The sequence below is a fragment of the Mesorhizobium sp. B2-7-3 genome (assembly GCF_006440715.1).
In the GTDB taxonomy this organism is placed as follows: domain Bacteria; phylum Pseudomonadota; class Alphaproteobacteria; order Rhizobiales; family Rhizobiaceae; genus Mesorhizobium; species Mesorhizobium australicum.
Genome location: NZ_VFTY01000009.1, coordinates 79254 through 92129, shown reverse-complemented (window position 1 = coordinate 92129; position 12876 = coordinate 79254). Strand labels below are relative to the sequence as shown.

Genomic DNA, 12876 nt, shown 5'->3' with positions numbered 1-12876 from the left:
GCGCTTTTTTTTCAATGTTGAAAATTGGCGGAACCGCCGCGACATCCAATCTCCCCCACGAGGGGGAAGATTGGCAGCCTCTCCGTCAGATCAGCTTCTCCAGCGTGATCGGCAGATCCCGCACGCGCTTGCCTGTGGCATGGAACACCGCGTTGGCAATGGCCGGCGCCATGCCGACGATCGCCAGCTCGCCGACGCCCTTGCCGCCGAGCACCGAGGAGTGCGGGTCGGGAATCCCCACCGAGATCACCTCGATGTCGGGGATGTCGGCATTGGTGGGGATGAGATAGTCGGCGAGGTTGTTGTTGACGATGCGGCCGTGGCGGCGATCGACGATGCCTTCTTCGAGCAGCGCCTGGCCGATGCCCATGATGATGCCGCCCTTCCACTGGCTCTCGGCGAGTTTCGGATTGTAGAGGCGGCCCGAATCCAGCGCCGACACGACGCGCGACACACGCACCGTGCCGAAATCCTCGTCGACGCGCACCTCGACGAAATGCGCGCACCAGGAATGGCGCGAATAGTCACCCTCCGTGTGTGGCAGCGCCATGGCGATGGTGGTGTAGTTCTTGTAGCGATCCTCGACGCTCGAATTGGCCGGCATGGTGTCGCCCGTCGCCTCGATGCGGTCGCGGCCGACGCTTTTGAGCAGTTCGGCGATCGAGACGTCGGGGCCGTCGCCCCGCGGTGCGGTGATGCGGCCATTGACGACGACCAGCGTGTTGGCCTGCAGCGCATGGAAGGGCGAGCGCGGATCGCTGATCGCCAGGCCGACCAGTTGGTCGAGTGCCGAGGTCGCGGCCTTGTGGACGGCGCCCGTCATCACGCCGGCCAGCCGCGAGCCGCCGGCGACGCCGGCGCGGGGGAAGCGCGAATCGCCGAGCTTCACCACCACGTCGTCGGCCGCAACGCCGACCGTTTCGGCGGCCGTCTGCGCCAGGATGGTGTAGGTGCCCTGGCCCATGTCGATGGAGGAGCTTTCGACCTCGACCGAGCCGTCGGCCAGGATGCGCACGATCGCCTCGCCATAGGCGCGCCGCACCGGATAGGTGCCGGCGGCCACGCCCCAGCCGACCAGATGGTTGCCGTCGCGCATCGAGCGTGGCTCAGGCGTGCGCCTGGCCCAGCCGAAGCGTTCGGCACCCGCTGCGAAAGCCTCGCGCAACTGCCTGGTCGACCAGGCTTTTTTCGCGTGCGGATCCTGTTCGGCGTAGTTGCGCAGCCGGATTTCCAGCGGATCGATGCCGACCTCGTAGGCGAGCTCGTCGATGGCGCTTTCGATGCCGAAGGCCGACGGGTTTTCACCCGGTGCGCGCATAGCGCCCGGCACAACCGAATTCACCCGCACGACATTCAGTTTCGAGGAGAAGTTCGGCGTCGCGTACATGATCGAGGTGACCGAGCCCAGCGGCTCGACCCACATGCCGTCGATGGAGGTTTCGTTGACGCCGCGATGCACGATCGACTGGATTCTTCCGTCATGGTCGGCGCCGATCGTCACCGTCTGCCGCGTCGCGGCGCGGCCGCCATAGCCGGTGAAGGTCTGCGGCCGCGTCATGACCAGCCGCACCGGCCGGCCGAGCATTTTCGCGGCACTTGCGGCGATCGCGCCATGGCTGAGCGCCAGCGCCTTGGAGCCGAAGCCGCCGCCGACATAGGGCGACACCAGCCGCACATTCTCGAACGGCACGCCGAACCATTCGGCATAGGTGCGCGCCATGCCGTCCAGCCATTGGCTCGGCTCCCACACGGTGAGATGGTCACCCTCCCAGCGAGCGATCAGGCCATGCGGTTCCATCGGCGCCTGGTATTCGCGCGGTGTGTTGTAAGCGGCGCAGATGCGCACCGGGGCGGAGGCGAAGGCGGCGGCCGCGTCGCCCCATTCCTTGGTCATGGCGTCGACCGGGATGCCGTCGCCGGCCTTGCCGTCGCTGAGGTCGAGGATGGCCGAAGCCTCATCATAGCTGACCTTGACCATCGTCGCGGCGGCCACGGCCTGCTCGAAGGTCTCGGCGATGACGGCGGCGACGTGCTGGCCCGAGAAGGTGACGTCGTGCGCCAGCGGACAATAGGGTTTGTCCGGCGGTGGCGTGCCGAACCAGTCCGAGGCGGTTTTCAGGCTGATGATCGTGTCTGGTGTCAACACCTTGAGGACGCCCGGCGCAGTCTCGGCCTCCGCCGTCTGGATGGCGCGCACCTTGCCGGATGCGATGGTGCTTTCGACCAGCACGGCATAGGCGAGCCCTTCGAGCTGCTGCTCGACGGCGTATTTCGCCGCACCCGTGATCTTGGCCGGGCCGTCGACGCGCGACAGCCGGCCGCCGACGGCCTCCACCTGCGCGCCGTCGGACGCGTCGCCATGTCTTCCGACGTAAACAGTGCTTGCGATGTGAACAGTCATGCCGCTTCTCCCAATTTGAGGATGGCGCGTGCGACGACGCGCGGCGCGAGTTCGATCTTGTAGCGGTTGGCGCCGTGGTCGACGGCGCCTTCGACGGCGAGCAGGCTGGCCGTGCGAACAGCGTCCGGCTCCAGCACCTTGCCTTTCAGCGCGGCTTCCACGGCTCGCGCCCGCCAGGGTTTGGTCGCGACGCCACCGAGCGCCACGCGCAGGTCGCGGATGGTGCGCCCGTCGGCCTCCAGTTCGAGCCCGACAGCGGCACTGGCCGCGGCGAACTCATAGGACTGCCGGTCGCGGATCTTCAGATAGGTCGAACGGCTGGCGACGGCGGAAGAAGGGATTTCGATGGCGGTGATCATCTCGCCCGGTCCGATCGCGTGTTCCCTGTCGGGCGTCGTGCCTGGCAGCAGGAAAAAGTCCTCCACCGGCACGCGCCGTTCGCCGAGATGGACCGTTGCGTCGAAGGCGACGAGCGCGGTGGCGAGGTCGCCGGGATACATGGCGATGCAAGCCTCGCTGGTGCCAAGCACGGCATGGCCCCTGGTAACGCCGCCGATCGCCGAACAGCCGCTGCCTGGTTCGCGCTTGTTGCAGGCGGCAAAGTTCGAGGGATCGCGGAAATAGGGGCAGCGCGTGCGCTGCATCAGATTGCCGCCGATCGTCGCCATGTTGCGGATCTGCGCCAAGGCTGCCTGCCAGAGCGCTTCGGAGATGGCGGGGAAGCGGCTCTTGATGTCGTCATGGTCGGCGACATGGCCCATCCTGGCGAGCGCGCCGATGACGGCGCCGCGCTCGTCGATCTCGATCTGGTCGAACCCCTCGAGATGGGTGATATCGACCAGCGTGTCGGGCTCGGCGACACCGCATTTGGCGAGGTCGATCAGCGTGGTGCCGCCTGCCAGAAGCATGGCGCCGGGGAGCGTGGCCGCCTGGCGGGCGGCGTCAGCCGAGGTGGCGCGAAAATAGGAAAAGTCCCTCATGACGCGGCCTCCAGCGCTGCCTGGCGCACGGCGGCGACAATGTGCGGATAGGCGCCGCAGCGGCAGAGATTGCCGGCCATGTATTCGCGGATTTCCTCGTCCGATCCGGCGTGGCCCTCGCGGATGCAGGCCACCGCCGACATGATCTGGCCTGGCGTGCAATAGCCGCACTGGAAGGCGTCCTGTTCGAGGAAGGCAGCCTGCACGGGATGCAGTTCGCCCTCCCGTGCAAGTCCCTCTATGGTGGTGATGGCGCGGCCCTCGGCTTGCACGGCCAGCGTCAGGCAGGCCAGCACGCGCTCGCCGTCGACATGCACGGTGCAGGCGCCGCACTGGCCGTGGTCGCAGCCCTTCTTGGTGCCGGTCAGGCCGAGCCTGTCACGTAAGGCGTCGAGCAGCGTGACACGCGGCTCGAGTTCCAGCGTGTGATGCTGGCCGTTGATATCGAGATGGACGGGAATTGTGGTCTTGCTCGTCATGGGCGTCTGGCTCCAGTTGCTTGACGCTGGGGGAATGAATTGGAATGGGGCAGGGCGGTCCAACCGACTGCTTGCCTGCCCTAGAGCCGGATGATTTCAGGTCGAATCGACCTGAAATCTGAATCCGCCTCTAAATCAAAATAGATAGAGCATGATGTCGTCCGAAAACCGGTTCCCACTTTTCGGCATCATGCTCTGGCGCAGGCCTGTCGTTTCAGGCGGACCGCTCGTCATCCCATCAGGTCCTCGATCCGGATCGGAAAGCGCCGCGGGCGCACGCCGGTCGCGTGCCAGACCGCATTGGCGACGGCGCCGGCAGTCCCGGTGATGCCGATTTCGCCAACGCCCTTGATACCGAGGGCGTTCACGTAAGGGTCGTCCTCGTGAACCAGCAGCGCCTCGACCGAGGGCACGTCGGCATTCACCGGGACATGATAGTCCGCCAGGTTGGCATTCTGGATGCGGCCGGAACGCCGGTCGGTGACGGCTTCCTCATGCAGCGCGAAGGAAACGCCCCAGATCATCCCGCCATAATACTGGCTGCGCACCAGCCGCGGATTGATGACCCGTCCGGCGGCGAATGCGCCGACCAGCCGGGTGACGCGGATCTGGCCGAGATCCGGGTCGACCTTCACCTCGGCGAAGACGGCCCCATGCGCGTGCTTGGCGTAAGTCTCCTGGGAGGCCGGGTCCGGAGCGCCTTTGCCCCGGCCCTCGATTTCGGTCAGGCCCGCGCGGACGAGGATCTCGACATAGCTTTCGCCGCGGCTTTCGTCATCGCGCCGGTAAAGGCGTCCGCCGCGTGCAACAACGCCTTCATTGCCGGCGCCGAACAGCGGCGAGGCTTCGTCGCCGGTGGCGAGATCGGCAAGGTTGGCGATGACGGCCGCACCCGCATTGTGGATGGCCATGCCGGCCGTCGCCGTGTGACCCGAACCGCCGGCGATACCCGCATTGGGCAGGTCGGAACTGCCGGCCCTGAAATCGACCTGGTCGATGTCGAGCCCCAGCCCGTCTGCTGCAATCTGGGCAAAAGCCGTCCAGGCGCCTTGGCCCATGTCCTGGGCGCCGGTCTCCATCAAGCCGGTGCCGTCGGCCCTCAGCACCGCGCGTGCCTCCGCCTGGAACATGAGTGCCGGGAACGTCGCCGTGCCCATGCCCCAGCCGGTGAGGAAACCGTCGGCGTCGCGCATCCGCCGCGGCTGCAGCGGGCGACTCGCCCAGCCGAACGCCTCGGCGGCCTGTTCGTAACATTCGCGCAGCGCCTTGGAGGAGAACGGCTTGCCGGTCATCGGTTCGACCTCGGCGTAATTCCTGAGCCGGAATTCCAGCGGGTCCATGCCGCAGGCATGGGCCGCCTCGTCGATGGCGCTCTCAAGCGCGATCGATCCGGTGGCCTCGCCTGGCGCCCGCATGAACAGCGGCGTGCCGGTGTCGAGCCGCACGGCATCGTGCGAGGTGGCGATGGCCGGACTGGCATAGAGCGTGTGCGAGGCGTCCGCCGCCGGTTCGAAGAAATCGTCGAACGTGCTCGACGTGGTCCTGGCGTGATGGGAGATCGCGGTCAGCAGCCCTTCGCCATCCATGCCCATGCGCAATGTCTGGCGGGTCGGGGCGCGGTGACCGACCGGGCCGTACATCTGCTCGCGCCGGAGCACCAGCTTGACCGGGCGGCCGACGAGACGCGCCGCCAGGATGCCGAGCACTTGCGGTCCGGAAATCATGCCCTTGGAGCCGAAGCCGCCGCCCAGGAAAGGGCTGCGGATATGGACGTTTTGCGGCGCGATGCCGAACAGGCCGGCGATGCGGCCCTGCGCCATGGCCAGGCCCTGGCTCGGCGTGTCGATCGACAGCCGGTCGCCATCCCAGGCAGCGACGATCGCGTGGGGCTCCATGGCGTTGTGGTACTGGGCCGGCGTCTCGTAGGTCGCCTCGATCCGCGTCCTTGCCGATTTGAGGCCGGCCTCGACATCGCCCTTCTCCTGCACAGCCGGATTGCCGACGCCAACGCCGCGCGGCACGAAGCTTTTGGCGCCGTCCAGACCAACGCGCGCCGGCAACTCCTCATAGCGAGGCGACAACAGTGCCGCCCCTTCGGTCGCCGCTTCCAGCGTCTGCGCGATCACCACGGCAATGCTCTGGTTGGGGTAGCGAACCCCATCGTTCTGCAGCAGGTCGAGCCGGAACATGAAGGGATGGTCCTTGGCATCCGGATCGACGGCGAGCGCCGGCCGGTTCAGTGGCGTCATCACCTCGACCACGCCCGCATGCGCCTTGGCCGCCTCGACATCCAGCGAGACAACCCGGCCGCGTGCGATGCTGGAGACGGCAAGCACGGCATAGAGCATGCCGGGCGGATTGTTATCGGCGGCAAAGCGCGCGGCCCCGGTGACTTTCAAAAATCCGTCGCGACGCGTCAGCGGCTGGCCGATGCTGGAGCCCTGGCGCGTATGGGCAGGCTGTTGGTTGAGGCCGAGTTCAAGCGTCATGACGCACTCCGGGAAGGGAGGAAAAAGGGGAAGCAGGCAAAGCGGGCATCAGAGCGGGCGTTCCCGCCTGTGCGGACATCAGCGCCCTGACGACAATGCGGCGGGCAAGCTCGATCTTGAACGCATTGTCGCCGGAGGGGCTGGCGTCGACCAGAGCCGCATCCGCGGCCCGAACGAAGCTCGCTTCATTGGCATCGGCGCCGAGCAGCACCGCTTCCGCCGAGCGCGCCCGCCATGGCTTGGCCGCGACACCGCCGAGCGCCAGCCGCGCGGCGCGGATCTTGCCGTCGGCAACGGTCAGGGCCGCGGCAGCCGAAACGACGGCGAAGGCATAGGAGGTGCGTTCGCGTAGCTTCAGGTAGCGGGCGTGGGCGGCGAAGGACGCTGCTTCCGCCGGCAGGCGCACCGCAACGATCAGGTCGCCTGGCTGCAGCACGGTTTCGCGCTGCGGCGTGTCGCCTGGAAGCCGGTGGAATTCCTCCAAGGTCACGTGGCGCCGGCCTCCCTTGCCCTCGATCTCGACGACGGCGTCCAGCGCCACCAGCGGCACACAGAAATCGGAGGGATGGGTGGCGATGCAGGCATCGCTCCAGCCAAGCACCGCATGCAGGCGGTTCTCGCCGCCAAGCGCCGAGCAGCCGGAACCGGGTTCGCGCCTGTTGCAGGCGCTGGCGGTGTCGTAGAAGTAACTGCACCGCGTGCGCTGCAACAGATTGCCGCCGACAGTGGCGGCGTTGCGAAGCTGCGCAGAGGCGCCCGAAAGCAGCGCTTCGGCCACCGCCGGATAGGCTCTGGCGAAGGCCGGATCATGTGCGAGATCGGCATTGCGGACCAGCGCGCCGATGCGCAGGCCGCCATCATCGAGCGTTTCGATGCGATTGAGTTCCGGCAGGCGGGTAATGTCGACGATCCGTTCGGGGCTGGTGATGCCGCCCTTCATCAGATCGAGCAGATTGGTGCCGCCGGCGAGATAGGCCGAACCCGGTTCGGCCGCCGCCGCTATGGCGTCGGAGACGGTGGCCGGCCTGATGAAATCGAAGTCTCTCACGCCGCGGTCCTCCTGCGTGCCTCGGTGGTGGCGGTGTCGGCCATGTTTTTCTGGGCTTCCATGTTTTTTTGGGCTTCCAGGACGGCCTCGACGATGCCGCCATAGGCCGCGCAGCGGCAGATGTTGCCGCTCAGCCCCTCGCGGATGCGCTCGGGATCGTCGCCAGCCTGTCCTTCGGCGATCAGGCCGAGCGTGCTCATGATCTGGCCGGGCGTGCAGAAACCGCACTGGAAACCGTCATGGGCGATGAAGGCGGCCTGCACAGGGTGCAGTTCTTCACCGTGAGCGATACCTTCGATGGTCAGCACTTCGGCGCCGTCATGGCTGACCGCCAGCGCCAGGCAGGAGTTTATGCGCTTGCCGTCGACCAGCACCGTGCAGGCGCCACACTGGCCGCGGTCGCAGCCCTTCTTCGTGCCGGTGAGCTCAAGCCGCTCGCGCAGCAGGTCAAGCAAGGTGACGCGTGGGTCGACCTTCAGTTCGTGTCGATGTCCGTTGACGGTAAGCGAGATGGGAAGGCTGGTCATGGGCGTCTGGCTCCAGTTGCTTGACGCTGAGGGGAATGAATTGGGGTAGGGGCGGGGAAGGGCAAGGTCAGGCAACGGCCAATCTCCCGCGGGTTGGGAAAGTGGCGGGTTGCGGCTTGGAAAGACGTGACATACCGGTTCCCCTGATTATATGATGAGGGTTCTCCACTAAAAGCGGAGGTGCCTCCGTTTATTTACGTGGGGGCTGGCCAGGCGTGGTTCAAGCCCCCATATCCCTGGTGGAGAAAAAAATTGGCTTTTGCGCCCGTCACAACCGCTGACCAAAAAACCGCCGCCGCCGACAAGCCGTTGCGTGCCGATGCACGGCGCAATCGCGACCGGCTGGTCGAGGTGGCGGCTGCGGTCTTTGCCGAGCGCGGCATCGACGGCTCGCTGGAGGAGATCGCTCGGCGCGCCGGCGTCGGCATCGGCACGCTCTACCGGCATTTTCCGACACGCGAGCACTTGGTCGAGGTGGTCTACCGCCGCGAAGCGGAGGGGTTGTGCGCGGCGGCCGGCGAGCTCGCTGCAAGATATCCCTCCGATGTGGCGCTGGAAGAATGGATGCGCCGCTTCGTCGACTACATCGCCACCAAGCGCGGCCTGGCGACCAGCCTGCGCATCCTGTTCACCACCAATTCGACGCTGTTTTCCGACACGTCGGGACGGGTGTCGCAGGCGCTGCGGCAACTGGTCGAGGCGGCGGTGGCCGACGGCACCATCCGCGGCGATGTCGATGCCTCCGACGTGCTGCATGCGCTCGGCGGCATCTACTCGGCGCCCGACACGCCCGAATGGCGCGACCGCTCGCGCCGCCTGGTCAAGCTCCTGATGGACGGGTTGCGGTTCGGGGCGAGGAAGGCTGGATGAGAGGGCGAACGCCGCTTGCCCCGGCATGAGGGCGAGCGATGACAAACGCTGATCGTGCGATCGTGTTTGGGGGCGGCTGAATTTGGCTCCGGCATGGCAGCTCGGCGACTGCTCCGGTCCGGAAACAGGATCAGTCGGTCCGCCGTCGATCCGCCACCAGACTCCCTGCCGTCGCCGGCTGCTCGAGCCGGCGAACCGCGCCCGGAAACTCCTTGAAGATCAACGATCGCAGCCAGCGATGCACGGGATCGGCATCCATGCGGGGGTGCCATGCCTGGGTGATGGTGAAGCCTGGGCTTGCCACCGGCAGATCAAACATCTGGGTACGGCCTGTCGCACCCAGATGGTACGAGCGCGGCACCAGTCCAACGAGATCGGATGCGGCCGCGACCGCGACGACCGCCGGATAGCTCGGCACCACCAGATCGACCTTTCGCGAAAGGTTAAGTTCGGCGAGTGCTTCATCGATCGGTTCGATGAAATGGCCTCGCCGGGATGAGACCACGTGCCGGCACGCGGCGTAACGCTCAGCAGTTATTTCGGTCTCCAGAAGCGGATGCCCGGTTCTCGCCACGCCGACAAAACGGTCCTCGAACAACGCCTGACCGCGCAATTCGGCACCATCACCCGAAAGCACGCCAATATCGAGGTCGATCGTGGCTTCTCTCAGCAGTTCGATGCGCTTGTCCGGTCGGGGCGCGAAGCGCAGCCTTATGCCGGGCGCGGCACTGGTGACAAGGGCATGGAGACGCGCGGCGTAGAGCAGCACGAAGGCTTCATTGGCCCGGATGGTGAAATCGCGCCGCACCTGGCTGATGTCGATCTCCGGCGAGGGGCTGAGCACGGACCGGACCGCCGACGTCAGCGTGTGCACCTGTTCGGCAATCGCTTCGGCATGAGGCGTCGCCACCATGGCGCGTCCCGCCGAAACCAGGATGGGATCGCTCAGCGCCAACCGCAATCTCGACAGTGTGCGGCTCATCGCGGACGTGCTGAGGCCAAGTTTCTTGGCGGCGCCCGAGACGCTGCGCTCCCGCAGCAAGGCGTCAAGCGCCACCAGAAGGTTCAGGTCGAGATCGAGCATGAGAGAGCCTAACGAGATGAGGCGTTTGACGCAACGGTCAATTTACTCCGTTGCGCCTGGTGCAATCATGGGGTGAGCGGTATCGATGCGGCGACACCAACGAAGCGGAGCCTCCGATGTCCATAGCCGCAACGATCAATCCCGCCCATGACGGCCTGCCGTCGCCACGCCGCTACCTGGCCATCGCCGTCCTGCTGATGACGCTGGTGCTCGTCGTGCTGGACGGCGCCATCGCCAATGTCGCGCTGCCATCCATCGCGGCCTCGCTCAATGCCAGTGCCAGCAGCACCGTGTGGGTGGTGTCGAGCTACCAGCTTGCGGTCCTTGTGGCTCTTTTGCCTTGCGGCGCGCTGGGCGAGATCCACGGCCCCCGGCGTGTCTTTCTTCTAGGTGTCGCGCTGTTCACGGTGGCTTCGGCGGCCTGTGCCTTCGCCGGCAGCCTGCCTGTTCTTGTGGCTGCCCGGTCCATCCAGGGGCTGGGGGCGGGCGCCATCATGGCGACCGGGCCGATGAACCTGCGCGTTTCGGTGCCGCAGCGGCTGCTCGGAACAGTGATCGGCTTCAACGCGATGACGATTGCGATTTCCGCGGCCGCCGGCCCTGGTGTCGCCGGCGCGATCCTCTCCGTTTCCAGCTGGCCGTGGCTGTTCGCCGTCAACATCCCGATCGGCATCATCGTCCTGTTGTCTGGCGGGTTGCTTGCGCATCTGGATGGCGTGAAGCGTCACCTCAACCTCGTGGCATTGCTGGCCAACACACTGATGTTCATCCTGTTCTTCACGGGCGCCGACCGCATCGCCGGTGCGCCGGTCAGCGGGTCGATCCTGATCGGTTGTTCCGTCCTGTGCCTCGTCATCTTGTTGTCTCTCGAACGCAGGAGTGCCGCCCCGATCGTGCCGACCGACCTCTTGGCCGATCCAGCCTTCCGGGTAGCCGTCATCGCTTCGATCTCGTGCTTCACCGGGCAAATGCTCAGCTACGTCGCGCTGCCATTCTACCTGCAGCACACCTTGCACATGAGCCCGGTCCAGGCGGGCCTCTACATGATGCCATGGCCCATCGCGACGATCATCATCGCTCCGATTTCGGGGCGGCTGGCCGATCGTTTCAAGACAGCGTGGCTGTGCGCCGCCGGCGGCGGGTTGCTGGCGATCGGCCTTTTGATCGCGGGCCTGACACCGCCCGGTCCAAGGGCGATTGCCTTCCTGGTCGGAACCGTCGTCGCGGGCACGGGTTTTGGTCTTTTCCAGACGCCGAACAATCGCATCCTGCTTCTCTCCGCACCCAAGGCGCGCAGCGGTGCGGCGGGAGCCATGCAGGGCACGGCACGGCTGTTGGGACAAACGCTTGGCGCCATTTCGATGTCGATCATTTTCGCGACCGTGCCGCTGACAGGCGCACCCAGCCTCGCGCTGGTCCTGGCCGGCATCTGCGCGGCCATCGCCTGCCTGGTCAGCATGAGCCGCGCCCGCTACGAGACGATGGGATGAGACCAGCTGGCGCTCGACACGCTGTCCTCGATGCGCGCGCAAGGCATCGACATTCCGATCACCACGGTCGATCTCGGCCTGCGCTCGGCAATCGAGATCGCCAAAGGCTACCGGCTCGTGGCGTCCCGATGACAAGGGCGTCGCCGAGGCGCTTGCCATGATGAAGGCGCTTATTGGTGAACCCACGCCGGCGTCGATCGGAGTCCAGGCCTTGCCGACGGTGCAGTCCGGTGCTGCTGGAATCCTTCAAGACGGTCTTCCACAACCACTCGCCGGGCGGAACTGGCGGACGCCTGCAACTCGCCAAGCCGAAGTGCAATTGAGATAGGGGGAACGATCACGGGCGCGGGCGAGATCCCGTGCCCATGGCGGCGTCCTGCGCACATCGCGGTCGACGGCTCTTCGCCCTGTGCAAACGATATGATAGGCGTCAGGCTACCGGTGGTCCGATTGCCGCCCGTTCGTGATTGAGGGGCATTTCAATGTATGTAGGCCGTTCCTACAAGGTGATCGATTTCGCACTGTGGTCACGGCGCAGCGTCCTCTACATGGTGGTGGTGAGTGGGCTGGCCGTGGCTGCCTACCGCTTTCCGGGCATTGCCGGGTTCTCCGTGCCATGGTCGGTGGTGCTGGTGCTCGGCACCACGGTGTCGCTGGTCGCCGGCTTCAAGAACTCGCAGGTGTTCACCCGCAGCAGTGAGGCGCTGCAGGCCTTCACGCAGATCACGGCCAGCAGCCGCGTATGGTCGAATTTCTGTCGGGATTTCCTCGATGCGCCGACGGCCAGGCAGCTCATCTACCGCCATATCGCCTGGATGACGGCGCTGCGATACGCGCTGCGGCGGCCGATGCCGTGGGAATCCATGGGGAAGGCCGCCAATATCGAATACCGACGGCGTTACCACATTCAGGAGGACAAGGGTTCGATCGCCGACGAATTACGCCCGCTGCTGGGCGACCAGACCGCGGATGTCCTGAAATCGCCTCGTCCGGCGATAGCCCTGCTCGAATTGCAGTCCGTCCAGGTCAATGCACTGTTCAAGGACGCCAAGGTCCCGCCGCAGATCCATGGCGAACTGACGAAGCTGATCCGCGACTTCCACGACCAGCAGGCGCGCTGCGACCGCATCAAGAACAATCCCTATCCCCGGCAATACGCCATCGTCAGTTCCATGTTCGTCATGATCTTCTGCACGCTGCTGCCGTTCGGCGTGGTTCCGGTGTTCGCCGACATGGGCAAGCTGGGGGGCATGCTCGGCTCGATCGGCATCTGGCTGACGATCCCGTTCAGCACGCTGCTGGGCTGGGCCTACATGTCCCTCGACCAGGTCGGCGAGAGCAGCGCCAACCCTTTCGAGGGCAACGCCAACGACGTGCCGATCTCGCAAATCTGCCGCGACATCGAGATCGAGATGCGCGCCGGGCTCGGCGAGAGCGATCTTCCCAAGCCATTGCTGCCGGTCAATGACATCGCGACGTGAGGTCGGGCGCCGGAGTCGGGCAGAGCC

General features: G+C 66.0%; 10 protein-coding genes. 3 read left to right on the top strand and 7 right to left on the bottom strand.

The features are described from left to right. Nucleotides 1-85 precede the first annotated feature (85 nt). From FJW04_RS20640 to FJW04_RS20615, 6 genes are all read right to left on the bottom strand, one after another. Nucleotides 86-2401: a xanthine dehydrogenase family protein molybdopterin-binding subunit gene (locus FJW04_RS20640; protein WP_140716339.1), complete on the bottom strand. Its 2316-nt coding sequence runs from the start codon at nt 2399-2401 to the stop codon at nt 86-88. Then, nucleotides 2398-3381 carry a xanthine dehydrogenase family protein subunit M gene (locus FJW04_RS20635; RefSeq protein WP_140716337.1) on the bottom strand — a complete coding sequence of 328 codons (984 nt, stop codon included), beginning with the start codon at nt 3379-3381 and terminating at the stop codon, nt 2398-2400. Before FJW04_RS20635 ends, FJW04_RS20640 begins: the two co-directional genes overlap by 4 nt. Next, nucleotides 3378-3860, bottom strand: a complete 483-nt coding sequence (locus FJW04_RS20630) for a (2Fe-2S)-binding protein (protein WP_140716335.1) — start codon at nt 3858-3860, stop codon at nt 3378-3380. The genes FJW04_RS20635 and FJW04_RS20630 overlap by 4 nt, the downstream gene beginning before the upstream one ends. A 230-nt stretch (nt 3861-4090) precedes the next feature. Continuing rightward, nucleotides 4091-6349, bottom strand: coding sequence for a xanthine dehydrogenase family protein molybdopterin-binding subunit (locus FJW04_RS20625; RefSeq protein WP_140716333.1), 2259 nt, complete (start codon nt 6347-6349; stop codon nt 4091-4093). Then, a complete protein-coding gene (locus FJW04_RS20620; RefSeq protein ID WP_015316946.1) occupies nt 6339-7397 on the bottom strand; it encodes a xanthine dehydrogenase family protein subunit M in 1059 nt (352 codons plus the stop codon). The genes FJW04_RS20625 and FJW04_RS20620 overlap by 11 nt, the downstream gene beginning before the upstream one ends. Then, entirely contained in the window at nt 7394-7924 is a 531-nt protein-coding gene (locus FJW04_RS20615) for a (2Fe-2S)-binding protein (RefSeq protein WP_140716331.1), read from the bottom strand. The genes FJW04_RS20620 and FJW04_RS20615 overlap by 4 nt, the downstream gene beginning before the upstream one ends. Before the next feature lie 252 nt (nt 7925-8176). On the opposite strand from FJW04_RS20615, the gene FJW04_RS20610 reads away from it, so the two are divergent. Further along, nucleotides 8177-8794: a TetR/AcrR family transcriptional regulator gene (locus FJW04_RS20610; protein ID WP_140716329.1), complete on the top strand. Its 618-nt coding sequence runs from the start codon at nt 8177-8179 to the stop codon at nt 8792-8794. Nucleotides 8795-8924: 130 nt separating this feature from the next. Here the strand turns inward: FJW04_RS20610 and FJW04_RS20605 are convergent, their stop codons facing one another. Next, nucleotides 8925-9878 (bottom strand): LysR substrate-binding domain-containing protein, encoded by a 954-nt coding sequence (locus FJW04_RS20605; RefSeq protein ID WP_015316949.1) that lies wholly within the window; start codon nt 9876-9878, stop codon nt 8925-8927. A 116-nt stretch (nt 9879-9994) separates the two neighbouring features. Between FJW04_RS20605 and FJW04_RS20600 the strand changes: the two genes are divergently transcribed. Then, complete coding sequence (locus FJW04_RS20600) at nt 9995-11368, top strand: MFS transporter (protein WP_181173009.1); 1374 nt, start codon at nt 9995-9997, stop codon at nt 11366-11368. 482 nt (nt 11369-11850) lie between these two features. Next, nucleotides 11851-12849 carry a bestrophin family ion channel gene (locus FJW04_RS20590; RefSeq protein WP_140716327.1) on the top strand — a complete coding sequence of 333 codons (999 nt, stop codon included), beginning with the start codon at nt 11851-11853 and terminating at the stop codon, nt 12847-12849. Nucleotides 12850-12876 lie beyond the last annotated feature (27 nt).